At 45.3% G+C, this 20,944-nt stretch carries 14 protein-coding genes; 6 read left to right on the forward strand and 8 right to left on the reverse strand.

Annotation, left to right across the window (positions count from 1 at the left end):
* Positions 1-2: 2 nt before the first annotated feature.
* The 8 genes from CS948_RS08100 to rsgA form a co-directional block, all read right to left on the reverse strand.
* Positions 3-740: a hypothetical protein gene (locus tag CS948_RS08100; protein WP_099291189.1), complete on the reverse strand. Its 738-nt coding sequence runs from the start codon at positions 738-740 to the stop codon at positions 3-5.
* Between the two features lie 99 nt (positions 741-839).
* Entirely contained in the window at positions 840-2,405 is a 1,566-nt protein-coding gene (locus tag CS948_RS08105; protein ID WP_099291190.1) for a DUF4998 domain-containing protein, read from the reverse strand.
* An 8-nt stretch (positions 2,406-2,413) separates the two neighbouring features.
* A complete protein-coding gene (locus tag CS948_RS08110; protein ID WP_255301917.1) occupies positions 2,414-3,796 on the reverse strand; it encodes a DUF4959 domain-containing protein in 1,383 nt (460 codons plus the stop codon).
* 19 nt (positions 3,797-3,815) lie between these two features.
* A complete protein-coding gene (locus CS948_RS08115) occupies positions 3,816-5,762 on the reverse strand; it encodes a RagB/SusD family nutrient uptake outer membrane protein (protein ID WP_099291851.1) in 1,947 nt (648 codons plus the stop codon).
* Positions 5,763-5,773: 11 nt separating this feature from the next.
* Positions 5,774-9,208, reverse strand: a complete 3,435-nt coding sequence (locus tag CS948_RS08120; RefSeq protein ID WP_099291191.1) for a TonB-dependent receptor — start codon at positions 9,206-9,208, stop codon at positions 5,774-5,776.
* Between the two features lie 91 nt (positions 9,209-9,299).
* Entirely contained in the window at positions 9,300-10,481 is a 1,182-nt protein-coding gene (locus CS948_RS08125; RefSeq protein WP_099291192.1) for a FecR family protein, read from the reverse strand.
* A 59-nt stretch (positions 10,482-10,540) separates the two neighbouring features.
* Positions 10,541-11,086, reverse strand: a complete 546-nt coding sequence (locus CS948_RS08130) for an RNA polymerase sigma factor (protein ID WP_099291193.1) — start codon at positions 11,084-11,086, stop codon at positions 10,541-10,543.
* 367 nt (positions 11,087-11,453) lie between these two features.
* Positions 11,454-12,374 carry a ribosome small subunit-dependent GTPase A gene (gene rsgA / locus CS948_RS08135; RefSeq protein WP_099291194.1) on the reverse strand — a complete coding sequence of 307 codons (921 nt, stop codon included), beginning with the start codon at positions 12,372-12,374 and terminating at the stop codon, positions 11,454-11,456.
* 150 nt (positions 12,375-12,524) lie between these two features.
* Here rsgA and CS948_RS08140 point away from each other — a divergent pair, with 150 nt between their 5' ends.
* From CS948_RS08140 to CS948_RS08165, 6 genes are all read left to right on the forward strand, one after another.
* Positions 12,525-13,100 carry a non-canonical purine NTP diphosphatase gene (locus tag CS948_RS08140; RefSeq protein ID WP_099291195.1) on the forward strand — a complete coding sequence of 192 codons (576 nt, stop codon included), beginning with the start codon at positions 12,525-12,527 and terminating at the stop codon, positions 13,098-13,100.
* Between the two features lie 9 nt (positions 13,101-13,109).
* On the forward strand, positions 13,110-13,826 hold the full coding sequence (gene recO / locus CS948_RS08145; protein ID WP_099291196.1) for a DNA repair protein RecO: 717 nt from the start codon (positions 13,110-13,112) through the stop codon (positions 13,824-13,826).
* A 200-nt stretch (positions 13,827-14,026) separates the two neighbouring features.
* On the forward strand, positions 14,027-14,956 hold the full coding sequence (locus tag CS948_RS08150) for an ABC transporter ATP-binding protein (RefSeq protein ID WP_099291197.1): 930 nt from the start codon (positions 14,027-14,029) through the stop codon (positions 14,954-14,956).
* A 19-nt stretch (positions 14,957-14,975) separates the two neighbouring features.
* Complete coding sequence (locus CS948_RS08155) at positions 14,976-18,362, forward strand: hypothetical protein (RefSeq protein ID WP_099291198.1); 3,387 nt, start codon at positions 14,976-14,978, stop codon at positions 18,360-18,362.
* Positions 18,363-18,377: 15 nt separating this feature from the next.
* Positions 18,378-19,853: a TolC family protein gene (locus CS948_RS08160; RefSeq protein ID WP_176554974.1), complete on the forward strand. Its 1,476-nt coding sequence runs from the start codon at positions 18,378-18,380 to the stop codon at positions 19,851-19,853.
* 21 nt (positions 19,854-19,874) lie between these two features.
* A complete protein-coding gene (locus CS948_RS08165) occupies positions 19,875-20,939 on the forward strand; it encodes an efflux RND transporter periplasmic adaptor subunit (protein ID WP_099291199.1) in 1,065 nt (354 codons plus the stop codon).
* Positions 20,940-20,944: the final 5 nt, after the last annotated feature.

A 20,944-nucleotide genomic window follows, 5' to 3' on the forward strand; every position in this document is an offset into this window, starting at 1 on the left:
TCTTATTTCCTTCTTTTCTCCAACGTATCAAAATGTTTCAACACTTTAGCCCACGATTTTGGATTGTACTCTTGACATTCCTTTGCCCATCGTAAATCAGAATTAGGACATAGCACTAACACGTATGTTGCTGCCGGCGCAAATTCTTTTGCCTCCACACCTTCATGCGGCAAACGATAAATACCTTCAATCATGCGGCAATATTTCACAATCCCACTGCAAATTACTTTCAATTGCTCCTCGGTTACAGACTCGTATAAATCCAAATTACGAAAAGCAAAATCAACTTGAACTATTCTCCCGCCTCTATCAAAACAAACCATGATTTCGAATTCACGATTAACAAATATGTAACTAGCCTCTCTATCTTCATCTCCTTTTTTGCAAGAAAGATCTAATTTACGTTTCACCTCTTCAGGTATAATTCGAGTACATAACCATGCCTCCCATGCTTCAGAAGTATGAGTTTTAGGATTATTCTTGGGGTCTCTATCTTTATAGTAATTTTCATCATCTCCATCTTTCATATCCCAATAAGCTGACGGACTGAGCTCCCCCGCTTGCTTTCCGAAATAGGATAAATTAAAATTATAAGGAAGTTCTTCCCTCACGATAGTCACACTATCACTTTGACCATTTTCAAATTTAAATCTTACCGTATGGTAATTCCTCGTGTATCGTTGTCCGTAAAGTTGAACAATCGTACAAGCGCACGTCAATAATAGAATCCATTTTTTCATCATATCTATTTTTAATCGGTAAAAAAGCCCTCCAGGGGGCTGGGCGGTTAACCCGGCCTCCCAAAAGAGGGCTGTATAACAAAGATCTATGAAGTTCGTTTAATTGCCTTCGATCACCATGAAAGAAGATAATACAACAGTATAGAAATCCACGTAAGCATAAGAGGCGTTATATCCTTTCTTATGGAATTTATCGGCAACCGTTACGCGAATCTTTTGTGCCGTTTTCACGCTATGAGATTTATCCAAATAGATAATCGTGGTCTCACCCTTACCAGTGCCGACCGTCACGCTCCTGCTAAATGCCGCCGACTCCCAAGCTCCGGAGCCTGTTTCAAACTCAATATCCAACACATCGGGAGTTTGTACATCAGCCGGGGGTGTCATGGCCTGACCGACTTTGAAGCCAAGAATACGCTTGCTCTCCTTCATATCAATCTCGATAATATGTTTTCGGAGAATCTCACTCGCTTGGGGACTCCAGTATGCGTCACTTTCCTGCAACAAATTCGCCAAACCGGAATTATATCCCATGGCATCCATCGGATTGACCGTGATATCCCATCCCACTGTGTTCAATAATGAAAATTCCGGCAACTCGGCCACCTGATTCTTTGCGGTGAAGAAATCAGGAACCGTGTTGAAATAATGGTTCCCGTAATGATAAATCTTCACGCCCAATTCACCGGCAATAACCTCCAAAGCAGCCACACTCTCCTCTTGATTTGTCAACACGGACTTCACCGCATTTTCCGTTCCGGCAGCCAGCAAACGATTGCGTCCCAAGTGAAGCTCCTTCAAGTTCGGGAAATGCAACACGTCGACCAACGACAATTGATCGTAGTCGATATCCAACACCTCCACATCATTGATATCGCTTTGCTTAATCTCTCCTATCAAATCCAAACGACTTCTCACCTCGGCAGCAAAAGCCGCATCAAACATCGGTGTCTCGAAATACAACGGCACGGGTTGCAGCTCCAACTCCATGTTATCGATAGAAGCGATTCTCCCCTTACGATAGACGTTAATCGGCTTCGTGAAATCGACATTCTCTCCGATCATCGCGTACACCTTCCCGTCCGGCAAATTATTCACTTTTTCCACTGTCCAGAATTTTTCCGTGGCATTCCCTTTCTCGAAATACCCCACCTGGAAAGAAATCAAATTATCCGCCCAAGGCTCAAACAATACAAACAATTTCTTGCCTGCCACTTGATACGCCTTTCTCACCACTTGCGAGAACAGCGTCAATTCTTCCGAAGCATACGTGAAAGGACGCACGTACACCGGATCTCCGATCGACTTGCCGATAACCTCACCGTCTTTTTGCTCGATAGCTTTCACGCTACACGCGTACTCGTAGTTTTTCAAACCCGTAATCATGAAGTCCCTCGCGTCTTTATCGATCACCTGGGAATAGGTCGTCGAATCATCCGTCCATTCCACCAAGATCGCCGTCCGCCCCGGGTCTAGTTTCAACTCCCAAGTCAACAACACGCTCAACCATTTTGGCTCTCCTTGCAGGTCATAAATCTTGGTCAGGTACTGCACCGGTCCATCACCGGTATAATCTGAATAGGTATCCTCCAAATCCTCGCAAGCCGGCAACAATCCAAGTACGGCCACAAACACCCATACATATTTCAAAAAACTTGTTCTCATACCTCTCGTTATTTTTGACCGTAAACCTCCAATTCTTGGACAGTCACGTTATTGTTATTATTATGGTTATACGAATAATTCTTGTTTACATCCAAGAATGTCTCGTTAAACTGTATCTTGAAGAAACGGCACTCCCGCTCTTCAAAAGGGAACGGTATAGACAAATACACCGGCTTGCGCGCCTCGACATCTGCTTTAGTTCCTTGCCATGGTAACGGATTCAAAAGTGCTTCATTGTACCACCGGTCGACATTTTCAGCCGTCTGTTCCTGTTTGAAGCGACCTACCTCTTCCCAATCCTCTGCCGTTCCTGGATTCGTATCCTTATTATAATCACCTTCTCCTACCCAAGCAAAGACCTGCATATCGCAAGGCAATTTAGTATAATAATCATTATCGAAATCTTTATTTGCTGCATACCCATCAACATATTTCATATAAAACCGCATCTCTCCGACAATCATCGGTTTCTGCAAATCCAACACGAAATAGACATCATTGTCCGGACGCCATAAAGCATTAGGACCTGCCAAGAACGCAAATGGCGGAGTAGCTTTCCCCGATTTATAATATTCCGCCCCCGTCGTTCCTTTTGTATCGCCATCGAAAAGATAAGCCTTACCCAACGCACCCGGATTATAGTTATTTGATGAATTATACTCCATTTCTTTCGACTTATTGAACGGATCGATTAACTCGAAATCTTTACTCGGAATCAACAAGCGATCCACGCCTTCCACTCCGTTCCATACTTGTTTTCGGACAATCCGCTGCCGATCATCCTCTGTAGTAATCACCACAGTATAAGCATCCTGTAATTGCGAATCATCAATGGAATAAGCCTTCACGTTACGTCCCTCTTCCAACAGGAAGTTTTCCAAAAAGAGCGTATCCTGCACTTTCGTCGTCGGATTAATTCCCACGAAAAATACGGACGCCGATCCTTCCGTTCTTCCCTTTAAATCATAGATCACCTGGAAGCCATTCCAGTAAGAATTCACCTTCACTACATCAAAAAAAGTATAAAGATTGGAAGCCCGAGTATTAAACGCAAAGTGTAACACGTCGGATTCCTTTTCATTTTTATCCAGGAATGAAACCCGAACCGGCACATCCTCGTGTACCTGGTTGAATCCATTCAACACGATGGAATCCACGGCATAATCCGCGGTTTTATACACTTTCAACCCGTACTCGTCCGTGTATTCCACTTTCACTTTATTCACCCGCCGGTCAGTCAGTTTGTAGTGCATCACGGCACCACCCTCCACCGGGGTAAAAGAAAACATATCCTCGCTGATGGCCGTACCGAATGCTCCCTCCTTATCATCGGAACAAGCAACCCAGCAAAAACACCCTAAAAGGAGTAGACATACAAATATCTTTTTCATATTCAGTCGATTTTAGTCATTACCATCCCGGATTTTGCACGATACCGGAAATCATCACTTCTTCACTCTTGATAGGGAACAGGTAATCCCGTGCCGGGATAAACTGCGCCTGATCCCACACCACCATCGGACCTTGCCCGTTATTATAAAAGGCTTGCCAATTCTTTCCAAGTACATTCCAGCCCATCGGTTTGTCGTTCCAGCCTTCAGTAATTGCAGTTCCCCAACGACGTACATCCCAGAAACGATGTCCCTCGAACATCAACTCGATTGTCCGTTCGCGTTGGATAATACTCCGTAATCCCGCCTGCTCGTTAAATTTATTCGCATTCACGCCATATCTTCCCCAGCTATCCTGCACGGTCGGGATACCTGCCCGCTCGCGCACGGCATTCAAACGATCGAAAATCTGATCCCGATGCGCTCCATTCGGACCTTCATACTCGTTCCAGGCTTCTGCCACTGCCAAATAAAGCTCTGCCAATCGCATCGTCACGGAAACATTCACGGCGAAAGACATGATATCTTGCGAGTAAGTTTTCAAATTAAAATCACTACGCGTACCTTTCTTCACGAAATAGCCGGTAATATTTTGCGCGTAATTGGGATAAAGCCGATCTTGCTTTAATCCGAACAAACCGCCTTGATAAGAATCCACGATCAAATTATAGTTCACGGACTTCCCAAGCTGCCAGTACAGCCCAGGAGCAGCAATCATTGCGTAAAAACGAGGTTCTCGCTTCAAGTGCAATGCCAACACATCCGTTCCCATCGGCACCACGCTCGTGTACATGACATCCCGCTCTTGCGCCATACCGTAGCCATCTCCATACGTCCACGTCCGATCCTCCTCGATGGGCAATCCGTTCGCCGTGTAGAATTTCCGTACCATCCGGATATTCGTACCGATACTACCATCTAACACGGAACTATAGTGTGGATCCGTAGTTTTAGTTCCCAATTGCGGCAGAATTCTCTGGAATAGATCCGAGAATCCACTCACCATCATCACCGCCTCCGTGGAATTTTGGAAATTCGGTGCCCACAGCGAACACTCCAAATCCCGCATGGTATTCAACAATGGGGTGGATTTCTCTTGGGTACCGGCAATCAATTTATAACCGTGTCCCTCCAAAAACTGGATAGTTTCATCCAAATATTCAGCCGCCACGCGCCACTTCTCTTTATCCTCCACGGGGAAAAGTAACTCGCCATTCTTATTCTTCAGATCTTTGTACACACTTATGCCCCCGTTAAACAACGGAGAAGCGGCATAGAGCAATACGCGGCATTTCAAACCCATCGCTCCCTCTTTCGAGAAAAACATTCGACGAGTGGCATCTTTTTCGGCAAATACCTGCAAATAAGGGATTGCCTCATCCAACAACTGATTGATCGCTTTAAAACAACTATCCAGCGGACTTCTCGGTTGACGTTGTTCCTCCATCGGGGCATACACGTCGATGTTCTGAGGCACCAACACGATTGGACCATAGCGTTTAACCAACTCAAAATAGTAAAAAGCTTTCAACGCTTTGATCTCTGCCGTCCAAGTTTCCAGCTCGCCTTCATTCAGATTATAGACATCACCGATATGCTTCAAGAAAGTATTGCAATACCGAATATAATAATAGACACCATTATAGGTCCACATATCATTAATCGGTGCTAAAGCCGTCTGCAAGCCATCGGCGATCAAGAAAGAGGTCATTCCGCGATTCTCCCGCGCATAACGGTTGGAAATGTATTCGTCCGCACCACAAAAAGCCGGATTCGTGGTCGTATACACTTGCAAAGGAACAAATCCCTGGTTTGCATCAATCATCCATTGTTCCGCTCCGGTGCGTGTCTCAAATATTTTGGGAATCGTCAGAATATCATCCTCGGGAACTAAATTGAGGTACTCGTTACACCCCGTCCATAACCAGGCGGAACAAATCAAAATGAATATACTTTTAAATTTCATATACATGATTTTTAGAAACTAAAATTAACACCTACTGAATATGTCCTTTGGATCGGATAATTAAATCCATTGCTTCCCAATTCCACATCCCATAAATCAAAATCACTGATCAAAAACGGATTGTTCACCCGGATATAAGGTTTGATCCGTTGCATACCGAGCTTCTCTGCCCATTGGATCGGCAAATTCCAAGCCAACTCTAACGACTGGCAACGCAAAAATTTCACCTCCCGCATAAAATAAGTGGAAGCGCGCAAAGTTTCTTGACCCAACAAAGCCTCCTCCATATTGTGAGCCGTGATACTCTTGGTAGACAAACGCGGCCACAGGGGTCTGCTTTTCATATTCTCGGGAGTCCAGTGGTCTTTCCAAATAGCACTCAACAAGGCACGGTCGCCCACGAACGGCGTAACGGCACTCGGGTTGATAAAGAGTGAACGTTGACCTGCTCCCTGGAATGCGAAATTAAATTCCACGCGCTTGTAGCTGATCGTTCCATTGAAACCGTATACCAAACGAGGCTCCGTGGGAAATCCGATATGTACAGCGTCATCAATGCTGATCTTGCCGTCGCCATTCACGTCACGATAGCGAATATCTCCCGGCATCACGTCGCCCGATTGTTTCGGCGAACGGTCGATCTCCTCCTGACTCTGAAACAATCCTTCTGCCACGTAACCCACCACTTGCGAAATATCATGCCCCACTTTTCCTTGCCAAGACGGTTTGTCGGCAGCCTCTTCGATGGATTTGTACACCGATTTGTTGTAGGTGGCAGTCCCGTTCAAGATAAACCACAAATCATTGGAAAATGCATGTTGTACTTTAACAGCCAAATCGAAACCGCGAGAACGCACCTTGCCCACGTTATCATACGGGTATAGCCCCAATCCCATGCTGGCGGGCACAATCGTGCGTTGAGCCAAAATATTATGACGGATCTCCTCGTATACATCCAATGTAAAATCGAGCAACCCTTTCCACAAAGTCATCTCCAAACCAAAGTTGGTCATTTCTGCAATCTCCCACTGAATCGTCGGGTTGGCATAAGAATGAACCAGATAATGGTCCTGGGAATCCTGTCCCATGTTTTCCAAATAAATGTATCTGCCGGTATTGCCATAAGCGGAAGACCCGGTACCGATGCCGTCATTACCCACTTTCCCGTAAGAAGCACGAATCTTCATAAAAGTTAACCAGTTGTTAAAACGTTGCATAAACGGCTCTTTCGAAATCACGTAAGAGATCCCGGCCGCGGGAAAAAAACCGAAACGATTATGTTCCGCGAAACGTTCGGAACCATTGTACCCGAAACTACCCTCCAAATAGAAACGTTCCTTGAAACCGTATGAAAGACGCATGGAAAGTCCCATATTCCGGTTCTTGATGGCAGAAAACAAATCCCGTCCTGCAGAAGAGGTCACCTGCGACATATTCACCAGTCCCGTGTAACTGACCGTATGATCGCCCCAGAACTGGTTGTAATACACCCGGAACTCTCCGGTCAACTGCGTTTCTCCCTCTGCTACTTTAGAGTTAGGATCCACTTTCAGCGTCTTATCTCCCTCTGCCAATTGTTCCAACACATGTTTACCCGTTTGGTGATTATAGTCAGCCAACCGATATTTATAAAGTTCCGTCAGAAACGGCGTACTGTAATAAGCCTGCTTGTATAGCGACACGTTGGTTCGGATTTCCAAACCTCTTAAGAACGCAGATAAGTTCTGAATATATTCCACCCGATTGGAGGTAGCGAAACGACTCCGTTCCACGTATCCCTGTTGAATGGAAGCATAAGGGTTCTGGGAAGTTATCGTTTCATAACCGAAACGAAGGTGCGGAAATTTATAGGTATCATCCGCCGGATAGACCGCCGCGTAATCCACCGGACTCGCGTTAAACGCCATACCATAAGCGGTAGTCACGTTAGCCAAAGGACCATGATAACTGTCCAACGAAGAGGTGGAGGTCAATAACAATTTCGCAGTGGGAGTCATATCAATATTCAAATTGATACGCAAAGAGGTAGTATTATTCCGAATATTAACATTAAACGAATTCAACTTATCCGTTTTCAACATACCTTCATCGAAATTGTGACTGACGGAGGCATAATACTGCATAATCTTGGTTCCGCCTCGCACGCTCAATCCCAAGTGATGATTGAAAGACATATCCTTAAACAACAATTTATACCAATCGTTGGCAGGGTATACCCAAGAGGGAAAACGGTCGCTGCCCGTGTTAGCAATCCGTTCTGCCGTGTATTTCGGTTGTGCCAACGGGTCGCGTGTCTGTAACGCCTCGTTATAAGCCTTCATGTAGGTGATCGGATCTACCACGTCGATTTTCCGCGTCGGTTGTGAAGCAATTGCCTCGTAGCGGAAAGAAGTGTACACCGAACCCTCGACTCCCTTTTTCGTCGACACGAGAATCACACCGTTTGCCCCACGAGCTCCATACATGGCGGTAGCCGAAGCATCTTTCAACACGCTGAATGAATCAATATCCTCCGGGTCAATACGCGACAAGTCCAACACGCTAACCTCTACCCCGTCCAACAAAATCAAGGGAGCCGTGTTCGCGTTGTTACCGAAAGACGTGATACCGCGCACCGTGAACTGCGTGTTCATTTCGGCCTCGGTCAAGGCTCCCGGTTTACCACCCTTCAAATAACCGATCATACCTGGAATACGTCCCACGAAACTGGCAGTAAGGTCGCTATTAGAAGATTTCAACGAACTGACATTTACCACAGAAATAGAACCGGTCACGGATTCGCGTTTTTGTTCCCCGTATGCGACCACTGTAACCTCTTCCAACGCCTCTTCCGTGGGCTTTAGTGATACATTCAACTCATCTTTCCCTTCTATCGGTACCGTTTGGTCTTTGTACCCGATAAACGAGAACTTCAACACGTCGTCTGCCCGTACCAAAATATCATATTTCCCGTCTTTATCAGTAGCCACTCCCCGTGAGGTCTGATTGATAACGACACTTACCCCCGGCATGGGATTTCCCTTCTCGTCCGTCACGCGTCCCTTGACCGTGATAATGTTCCGTACCTCAGGTTCTTTGGTTTTCGGTTTTTTCTTGACAACGATCACTTTACCCTCGATCGAATAATCATAACCATGAGCCACGAGCACCTTTCCCAGCACCTCGTCCAGCGTCGCATTCGTGAAAGTCTCCGTGATTTTCACCTCATTGGATATATCATTTTGCTTGTAAACAAAAGTATATCCCGTCTTTGCTTTCAAATCCTCAAGTACTTCCAAGATGGTATTATTGCGGTACTTGACAGTTATTCTCTGTTGCCGCAAAGTATCATCCTGCGCATACACGGAGGCACACGACAACAGAGTCAAAATAAAATTAACCAAAACGATCTTACTCCATTTTCGAATTTCCACCCGAAAAATGGTGTGACTAGATTTTTTTTTCATACATTTGTTTTTGAATTAATAAGATATCGTCTGCCACCAACAGACGTTACACACCGTAAGCGGGAGAATTCCTTGAATTCTCTCTCTTTTTTTACTTTAACTTTTGAACTTCTATTTTTCCATCGGCATTTATTTTAAATTTCACATCTGCCACTTTACTCAACACGGCAAGAAACACCTCCAGCGTCTCGTCACTCGAAATACTTCCCTGCAGGATAATGTCTTCCCCGGGCAAAGATTCCGTCACGAAATCCACGTCGTAAGCACGCGAAACGACTTTCAGGATTTCGCTCAACGCCATATTCTCGATACTGATCATTCCGTCTTTCCACGACACCACGTCACTCACTTTCACCTGGCATACACGCAAGCTATCGACACCAACGCCCAGGACAGACTGCTCCCCCGGGGAAAGTACCACCGCCTCCGCCCCGTGGACAGGAATCACTTTCACCTTCCCGGAGGCAAGCGTCGTCAACTCCGGCTCTGACGGATAGGCAGACACGTTAAACTTCGTCCCCAGCACCGTCACCAACTGGCGCACGGTTTCCACGACAAACGGTCGCACCGTATCCCGTGTCACGTCAAAAAACGCCTCTCCCGTGACACGCACCCTCCGTTCCCCCTTCGCGAACTTTTCCGGGTATTCCAGCCTGCTGTCCGAATTCAGCCACACCACGCTACCGTCATTAAGCGAGATCCGGTACAACCCAGCTCCCCGGGGAATCGTGATCTTGTTATAAACAAGCACATCTTCTTTTTCTTCCTCCGCATACTCCTCCAATTTTTTATCGTACACGACCTTACCGTTGCTGATCGCCACTTGTGCTCCATCCCGCTCCTCAAACTTGATCCCACTGCCCCCCAAGTAATGTTGTCCGCCATCAGCCATCTCCAGTATCGCCTTACGAGCGGGCGGACCGATATAAGCCATCGTTCTACTCTCGTCAACGGAAGAAGCATCCCGCCATAACACGACCGAAGAAATAACCGCAACAACCACCGCGGCTGCCGCCACCCCGTACCACAACTTGAATGTCCGACGCCTCCTCCCCCCGATACGCCCGCGTATCGAAGAATAGTCCCCCTTGATCAACCGTGCACGCACAACCTCCCGCATAACGAGATTCTGCTTTCGCACCGTATCAAACAACTTACGGTTCTCGTCACAGGCTTCTTTCCATTCCAGAATCTCCCTTTCTTCCCCGGTAGAAAGTTTGCCATTAAAGAAGTCCAATAACTCGGATTCGGTAATTTGAGATTTTCTTTCCATTCTATCATATCAATTTCTTGCCCCATAGACCGGAAAAATGATAAAACGGTTGATTCAAATCAGGAAAAAAATCGGGGAAAATTAGAAAAAACTTTTCGAAGTCGTTTTAAAGCATTTACCAACAATGTTTTAACTGTTGCTATAGAAATAACAAATTTTTCAGCCGTCTCCCGGTAACTCAACCCGTCAATATACACCGCCCTCAAAACCTCTCTCATGCGCGGGGGTAACTTCTCGATCTCTGCCTCTACCGCCTGCAAAATCTCCTCCGTGAGCCAATCCGTATCACTCTCGTCCACCAACACGGGCAACACTCCACCTGCTTCCCGCAAGACATCCCGCTTCTCCAGTAACTTCAACGCCCGATTCCTCACTGCCGCGAAAAGGTATCCCCGGATACTACCCGACGTGATCCTCTCGTAAGCCCGCTTCTCCCAGAAATCCACGAGAAAATCCTGCACCACGTCCTCCGCCGCCGGAATATCACTCAAAAACGTGTCTGCCCACAGCACCAACGGTCGATAATAGTATTCGAACAAGACCTCCATTCCCCGGTGATCATGTTCTCCCAAAAAACGACATATCAACTTATCATCAACCTGCATAAATTCAAAAGCTCACACGCGTGTATAAATTATTGACTTCTCAAAGTTACACAAAAGCTTCTAATTTTATACTGGCATAACAAAAAAATACAAAAGAATATCTTCCGAATCACTTGTACCCCATCTCAAAATAGTAAAACATTTCCAAGGAAAACAATAAGAAAACCTACCTGAATTCATGTGAAATCCCGTATCACTTCCGGTTCAATTCCGTGTAAAACGCTATTAGTTCCCTATTAAAACGCTATTAAAACCCTATACTATAATAGCGTTTTAATAGCTTACTAAAAGGATACAAATAATGTTTCAAGTACTACTGCACCGGAATTGATACGGGATTCATCTTGAATTCAGGTAGGTTTTCACCTTATTTACGGTACTTCTCCTCCCCTTCCTCGAACATGCTCGTGTAACTGAAATAACGGCTTTCGCTGATTTCCCCGTCCTCTACCGCCTGAATAACAGCGCATCCCGGCTCATGAATATGAGTACAATTGTAGAAACGGCAATCTTTTGCCCGCTTGAATATCTCCGGAAAATAGTGTGATATCTCCGCTTTCTCCATGTGTATCAGCCCGAACGCCCGGATGCCGGGAGTATCCACGATATACCCCCCGAAACTCAACGGGAACATCTCCGCGAAGGTGGTCGTGTGCTTGCCCGTGTCGTGGGACTCGGAGATTTCGGCAACTTTCAATTGCAAACCCGGCTCCACCCGGTTGATCAAAGAAGATTTCCCCACGCCCGACAAACCGGAAAACACGGTCACTTTATCTTTCAACGCCGCCACGACATCCTCTATCCCTTCCCCTGTCAATGAAGACACATGCAAACACTCGTACCCGATCTCCATATATATTTGTGTCAGGGCACCCAACAGCATCAAATCATCCTCGTCATATAAATCGATTTTATTGAATACAAGTATGGCGGGAATCCGGTATGCCTCCACGGAAGCTAAAAAACGATCGATAAAAACCGTTGAGGTCACGGGATGATTCACCGTTACGACCAGCATCGCCTGATCGACATTCGCGGCTATGATATGCGCTTCTTTCGAGAGATTCGTTGATTTTCGAATAATATAATTTTTCCGTTCCTCTATCCGGTGAATCACCGCACCATCGGGATTTATCTCTACTTCCACGACATCACCGACCGCCACGGGATTCGTGGTCTTAATCCCTTTCATCCTGAATTTTCCCTTTATCCGGCATTCCAAGACTTCACCCGATTCCATCCGTACCGCGTACCAGCTACCGGTAGATTTTACGACAATTCCTCTCATTGTTCTTTGATTTACAATTCATGCTTCATACCCGACCTTGTTCCATAATAAACACTGTCGAAACACGTTAAGCGGGTACAAATATAGCGTTTCGCGTTTGCAAAGACAATCTATTTCGTTAATTTCGCGATACACGAATTTTGATAGATTATGAAATTAGTTTTCGCGACCAACAACACGCACAAGTTGGGAGAAATCAAGGAAATGCTGGACGGTCGGCATGAGATCGTTTCCCTGAAAGACATCGGATGCCACGAGGATATTCCCGAGGAACAGGACACGCTGGAGGGGAATGCCCTGCAGAAAGCGAGGTATATACACGAGAAGTTCGGCTACGATTGTTTCGCGGATGATACCGGACTGGAAATAGAAGCACTTGATAATGCTCCGGGAGTCTATTCCGCCCGTTACGCCGGAACTGCCCACGACTCGGAAGCGAACATGCGGAAAGTGCTTCGGGAGATGGAGGGTGTCAGTAATCGTAAAGCACGGTTCAGAACGGTGATCGCCCTTATCCTCGGTGATCGGGAGTATCTTTTCGAGGGTATCGTGAACGGGGAGATTCTCACGGGGAAACACGGGCACGAGGGTTTCGGTTACGACCCGATATTCCGCCCCGACGGTTACGCGGAAAGTTTCGCGGAGATGCCCCTGCACGCTAAAAACGAGATCAGCCACCGGGGGCGAGCCGTACGGAAACTGTACGAGTTTCTAAATGCCCGGTAACACGCTTCCATGCAGACGATCAAAGGCATCATATTGAAAAGTCTACCCTATTCCGAGCAGCAGCAAATCATGCACGTGTACTCGGCAGAACGGGGGTACATGCAATTTATCACCCCCATGACGCTTTATAAACGGAAGAACAACCACGCCGTGCAATGTATGCAGATCGTCGAACTCGAATATTATCCCAATGAACGAGGGGGGCTTCACAAGTTAAAATCCGTGTCTTCACTGGTGAACACGTCATCTATTTATTTCGACGTGTACAAGATGAATATCGCCTTGTTATGGGGGGAGCTTCTGGACTTGGTACTACGACATTCTGACCCGAACGAGAACATGTACGAGTATATCAGGTACTCCGTGGAATATCTCAACACGAGCCGGGAGGATATCGCGAACTTCAACTTGCTGTTCCTGTTCCGGCTTAGCAAGCTCATGGGATTCGGCATTGACGACAGCACCTATCACCCGGATTATGTTTTTAACATTAACGACGGGTGTTTCTATCCCGCGGGCGCTCCCGAGAATTATTGCACGGGACCGCGTTCCGCCCGAATCATACACCAACTCTGTTCCTGCCCGATGGAATCGCTCAAAGACATCCCTCTCAATCAACAAAGCCGGAAAATCCTTCTCGATATCGCCCTGCTCTTTCTCGGTTTTCATTTAAACGTGGACTTCAACACGAAAAGCATCCGGGTAATCCGGGAAATATTCTCTTAGGCAAGTTTTAAAATCAAGACATATTTTTACCCGAAATAGCGCAAACAGGGCATAAGGAGAGGTTTTTGTTAATGTTTTGTTAAAAAAATAAACCTTTTTAAGCGAAACAGGTCTTATATAGACAATCAGTTTTCACATTTTATTAACATACATTTCTACTTATTATGCATAGATTTATACCAACCTAAAATACCAATGTTATGCGTATCAAAATTGTAAATCTAAACAAAGTTTACCCGGGAGGTAAAAAAGCCTTAAAAGACTTGAATCTTGAAATCGAACCGGGAATGTTTGGTCTGTTGGGACCGAATGGAGCAGGAAAAACCACCTTGATGCGAATCATGACTCTCTTGCAGAGCTGCACATCCGGAACGATCTACTTCGATGACTATGACATCGCGAAAGACAGGAAGGCTATTCGCTCCATGTTGGGCTACCTGCCGCAGGACTTCCGCTTTTTCGAGAAGTTGAAAACGTGGGAATTCCTTGATTACGGGGCAGGTCTTGCCGGAATCAAGGGCAAACAGCACCGGGGCGAAGTGGTAGACGAGATGCTGCGTAAAGTTGGATTATTTGAAGTCCGTGACCGCTGGGCAAATAAATTATCCGGTGGTATGAAAAGAAGGTTGGGTATAGCACAAGCCATTATCGGCAATCCTAAAGTAATCATTGTCGACGAGCCGACGACAGGACTCGACCCGGAAGAAAGAATCCGGTTCCGCAATATCCTGTCGGACATCAGTGACAAAGATTCCATCATCATCCTTTCCACCCATATCGTGGGAGATATTTCCAGTACCTGTAAGAAGCTGGCTCTCCTGAACCGGGGCGAATTGAAATTCGAAGGCTCTCCGGATGAAATGGTCAATCTGGCAAGAGGGAAAGTATGGGAGATTTTCGTGACCGATCAGGAATACGAGGAGATCAAGGAAAAATACCCGATTATCTCGACAATTCCTACAGACGGGGGACTCGAGATTCAAGTCGTGGCGGAGAACATCGAGGAATACTCGCATAAAGCCATTGAACCGAATCTGGAACATGCCTACGTTTACTACATGGACTACTTGCTGAAAGATAAAATGAACATGCAGGTGGAAGCCATTCAAGAAAACGAATTGTTCAAGTAAACCTATACTAAAATCAGCGATGAATATTCACAATATCAATACAATATCAAGATACGAAACCAAGTTATTACGCCGGAGCTGGTTATTCCGGATATTCGCCGTTTTATCCCTTTTAATCATTGTCTTTTTCCAGATCAGCCTTCAATCAAATATTTTCGGCTGGTACCGTTGGGGCATGGTAGCCATGCCTTCGTCTATCCCGTTTGTCAACATTTATCTTTTCAATATCGCTCAATCTATCATAGCCATATTTCTGGCGGGCAATTTTTTGAAGAGAGATAAGAAACTGGACACGGCGGAGGTGATCTATGTACGCCCGATGAGCAACGCCGATTATATTGTTGGCAAGACATGGGGGATTATCAAGGCTTTCGTGTCGTTGAACATTATTGCATTAATCATCGCTGGTTTTATACACGTTTTCGCGAGCGATTCCCCGTTCGCGTTCCTCCCTTATATTTTTTATTTACTTACCCTGTCTATCCCGTCACTGGTATTCGTGCTCGGTCTTTCATTCGTGGTCATGAGCTTTGTCCGCAACCAAGCGGTGACATTTATCATCATGCTGGGATTCATAAGCGGTACATTGTTGTACTTGGGCGGAGTGGAGCAAGGAACGTTTGACTTTTTCGCGCTTACCGTCCCGAACATGTTTTCCGAAGTGCTGGGACACACGAATCTCGTTCCCTATCTGACACAACGCTTCACGTTCCTGTTCTTGGGTATGGGATTACTTTCTTTCACTATCGCGCTGGTAAACCGTCTTCCTTTGCATCCCAAGAAAAATATCTTACTCAACTTTATCGGTTGCGTTATCATGATTCTGGGATTAGGTTGCGGGTACTCTTACTATTCCACCTACCATCACATCGATAATCAACGCCACCTGTATTCCGAGAAATACCAAAAATACAACATCGCGGATAAAGTTAATTTATTGAGTCAGGATATCACTTATTCACAAAACAAAAAAGAAATCTCGGTTACGGCAAACCTGCAAGTACAGAACCGGAATCACAAAACGATCAATAACGTATTACTATATTTGAACCCGTCGTTGAAGGTCGAGAAATTAACCGCCAAGGGACAGGATATTCCTTTCGAGAGGGACGCTCAAGTTGTTGTGGCGGATTACAAACTCCGTCCTTATGAAACGGCTGAACTTCAAATCAGTTACCAAGGTACGATAGACGAGAATATTTGCTATCTGGATATCACGGACGAGGAATATTATGACACTCAAAACGGGAATAGCATTCTCCGATTCGGGAAGAACTACGCTTACGTGCAGGACAAATTTACCCTGTTAACCCCGGAATGTCTCTGGTACCCGACCACGTTGCCTCCTGTAAACCCAGAAGCACCTTATAATATAAGGAAGAATTTCGCCACGTTCTCTTTAAAAGTGTATAACCCGACGGAACGCGTGGTTTTATCTCAAGGTACTTCCTCCCGAAGCGGCGACACGACGTTATTCACCAATGCAGCTCCCTTACTGGGGGTAAGTCTGGCAATCGGGGATTACGAGAAAAAAAGCGTTACGGTAGATTCCGTGGAAATCGAACTATACAATTTTAAAGGTCACGATTACTTCTCGAAAGAATTTCCGAACATGGCGGATACCCTAGCCGGTTTCCTTTCAGATGTCAAAACGGAATACGAGATGCGCAAGGGACGCAAATACCCGTTCCCCAAGCTGGTCTTGGCGGAAACGCCCATCTCTTATGCCGGATACGTGCGCAACTGGAAAGGCAATAGCGAACAGATGCAACCGGAAATGGTGTTCTTGCCCGAACTGGCAGCCACTCTGCCGCGCAGCGATTTCAAAGCCTCCAAGAAAAGGATGAAAATGTGGGCTCAAAATGATCCGCGGGGAGGTTCATCGGAAGATATTGATCTTGAAATGAACACGATACGTGATTTTATCCGCAGCGTGTTCCAATCGGAAGAAACCTATCAAGAAGAGGGTAATTCTTTTGTCAATATGTTTACCAGCGGTTGGTCCGGTACATCCAAATTAAATAAATACGACATCTCGTCCATGTACTTTAACTACGCGACATCTATCTATTCGCAGGACTTCCCGATTATTGACATCGTGATGAACACCATGTTGAAGCAGGAAGAATCAAATCCCGGAAGAAGGTGGTTCCGTATGTTCTCGGGCATGGGGGACAGTCAACGGGCTTCGGCCTATTTGAACGGCAAGAGTTTTGAACAAGCCGTTCTAGACAACACGCTTTCCACGGAAGTGTTCTACGAGATGATGAAATTAAAAGGGATATACCTGCGAAATTATATCACTTCACGAGTTCCCTCTGAAGACTTCAAGAAATTCATGACCGACTTCTCTCAGAAATATAAATTCCAAGAAGTCAACTTCACACGTTTGAATAATGAATTTATCCGTAAATTCCATTTCAACTTGATGGATTTCATTCCCGGGTGGTACTCGATAAACGCCACGCCATTATTTATTGTAAAAGGGATAGACGCGGACGAGGTTGCCATAGGTGAATACACGAAATACATGGTACACTTCCAAGTTTATAACCCGACAAATATTGACGGAATCATCTCTGTCAGTGTTGAACAGGGCGGTTTCATGCGAGGTGGTCCCGGCAGACGGGGAAGAGCAGCCCAAATGGAAGAGAATCCGCCAAAAAATTTTATTATCGACGCGAGAAGTTATAAAGAGATTAGAATCCTTTGCGACGATCGCCCCAGCAACTTGACGATCAACACGAATATTGCCCAGAATCTTCCGAGCGATATCATGCACAATTTCGCGAAAGTGACCACAACCTCGACCGACACGGTAAGCGGTATCTTCGCGGGTAATCCTACCGTTTTCGCCTTTAACCCGAAAGAAATCACGGTCGACAACGAGGACAAAGGTTTCCGTGTAATCGAGTCGAACCAGAAGAATACGTTACAATCTCTTTTCAAAAAGGAGGAAGAAGACAAGTATAAAAACTTGAATTTCTGGATGCCCCCAAGTAAATGGACGGCAACCGTCGGTATAAATTATTACGGTGACTATATTAATAGTGCCATGTACAAGAAATCAGGAAGCGGGAACAATCAAGCGGAATGGAACACGCGAATCCAAATCCCCGGTTTCTATGAAGTTTTCGTTTACAGCTCGCCCGGCATGGACAGGATGATGTGGGGCCGTGGAGAACAACCCAAAAGATACCAATATTATACAGTAAAACATGACGACGGCGAAGAGGAAGTGTCTGTCGAAACGGGAGGCAGGAATACCACCGGTTGGGTTTCCCTCGGAAGTTTCTATTTCTCGGAGGGTAACGCCAAAGTTACCTTGAGCGACAGAGGTTCCGAACCGGGACAAATCATCATTGCCGACGCGGTAAAATGGGTTTACACGAGTAATAATAAATAATAACAATAACAGTTTATGAAAACACGTACGTCATTATCGTTGATCATTTCCGGGCTACTGATCATATTCTCCCCGGGAACAACGTCCGCTCAAGAGATTTTGACGCTAGAAAAGGCTTTGGAGATCGCTTATCAACAAAGCCCGTCGTTAATACAAAGTAAAATGTCACTTGAACAGAGTGAACTGTCTTTACTTCAACGAAAAGCATCCTTAAAATCTTTATTCCAATTCGATTTGAGCCCTTTTAACTATTCCAGAAGCAGTAGTTTCGAGGAAATAAGTTCAACATGGAATACCTACCGTACCATGAGTGCCGGAGGTAATTTCAGTATCACTCAACCTTTGAAATGGACCGACGGTACATTGACGCTAAGTAATGATTTCAACTGGCAAGATGCACAGAATCAATCCAACAATCTAACAAACACTTCTTTTTCCAATCGCCTGTCATTACGATTGAATCAACCTATTTTTACCTATAATCGAACCAAAATCGATTTGAAACAATTGGAATTCGATTTGGAAAATGCCAAGATAAGCTACGCAATGGCACAACTAAACATTGAAAAGACGGTAACTTCAGGATTTTACAATGTTTACCAAAGTTTCAAAAGCCTGACAGACGCACGGGAAGCATTCGAAAGTGCAAAGCAAAACTATGAAATAACCAAGAATAAGGTTGAACAAGGCCTACTTCCAAAAGAAGAGTTATTCCAATCGGAAGTAACTCTGGCAAATAATGAAACAAGCCTGTATAGTGCTGAAACAAATTACGAGTCTACCAAAGACCAATTCAAGCAAACCTTGGGTTTACCTTTGGAAATGGACATCAGTGTACTCACGAATACAGATATTACACCGGTAGAGGTTGACCAAAACTTGGCTATCAAATATGCTTTGGAACAAAGAATGGAGATCCGGCAAAAACAGATCAGTGTCGAGCAAGGTCTCTTTGATTTGATCGCGGCAAAAGCAACAAATGAATTCAAGGGAAATATTTCCGCCCAAGTCGGTTTATTCGGTAATGGAGATAAGGTAAAAGGTGCTTTCACCAAACCGGAAGATAACGAATCCGTGGGAGTCACTCTTACCATCCCGGTTTGGGATTGGGGGACTCGCAAAGCTGCTATACGCAAGGCACAGATTGCAAATGAAAATAAAGATATCGATTTAGCCGAATACAAAAAAAGCGTTGTACTCGAAATTCGCCAAATATGCCGGGAACTTCCCAGCCTCGTTAAAAAAATAGAGATCGCACGCAAAAACGTGGAAAACGCCGAACGCACGTATGATATCAGCGTGGAAAAATACCGCAGCGGTTCTCTATCGGGTTTAGATTTAAAGAATCAACAAGATCAGCTAACCAGTGCCAAAACTGAATACACGAACACGATCATCAGCTATAAACTGAAATTACTTGATCTGAAAATCCAGACATTGTGGGATTTCCAAACGAACACTTCTTATTTACCCGTGGACTTGCTAAAATAAAAACAACAAAATATAACAACTATGGCTACAAATAAATCAATAAAATATATCGGGTTCATTCTACTCGCATTTTCTCTGAACGCCTGTAACGAGCAACGTTCGAGCTCTTCTTCCGAAACAACAACTCCCGTCTGGCTCACGGAAGTCGGCAAACGGAATATTCGTGAATTGACCACCACCACGGGTACGGCAAAAGCCTCCAAAACCGCCGAGATAAAATCAGAGATTACCGGTAAATACGAACTGATGAATAATCCCAAAACCGGACGCCCTTATAAATTAGGTGACATCGTGGAAGCGGGAGCCGTCATTGTGAAACTGAACAATAAGGAACACGAGAACAGCGTATCGCTGCAAACCAAGAAAATGCAAGTTGATATCGCCAAAAAAGAATGGGACGGGCAAAAGGTCGTGTATGATAAAGGAGGGGCAACCGAAAAAGACGTGTTGAACGCCGAGAGCAGTTATATCCAAGCACAAACCGCACTGGAAACGGCAAATACCGAGTTGGAAAAAATAAATATCAGAGCCCCGTTTAAAGGGGTAATCGTCACTTTACCCTATTTCACTCCGGGAATAGACGTTGCTTCCGGCGAAATCATCGTGGGTATGATGGACTACAGCCAGATGTACATGGAAATCGCACTTCCGGAAAATGCCATCGAAAAAGTGAAAGTGGGACAAAAAGTATTAGTTACCAACTATAATATAAAATCAGATACTTTATCCGGAACCGTATCCCAGTTATCCCCGGCAATTAACGAGGAAACCCGTACATTCTCCGGATACATCGCTATTAACAACCCGGAATTGAAATTACGTCCCGGAATGTTCGCCAAAGGCGAGATTATTACTTTGCAAAGAGACTCCGTGTTATTTATCCCGAAAGAAATCGTCAATGCCCGCCGGGGAATGCGTAACGTATTCACGGTGGAACAGAATCGTGCCGTGGAGAAATACATCAAAACAGGCATCAGCGACGACCGCTACACGGAAGTCACGGAAGGCTTGAACGAGGGTGACAAGATCGTTATCAAAGGTTACGAGTTCTTGAGAAACAGAGGCAAAGTAAAAATCATGAAATAAAACGA

It is taken from the genome of Butyricimonas sp. Marseille-P3923, assembly GCF_900184685.1.
Lineage (GTDB): Bacteria > Bacteroidota > Bacteroidia > Bacteroidales > Marinifilaceae > Butyricimonas > Butyricimonas muris.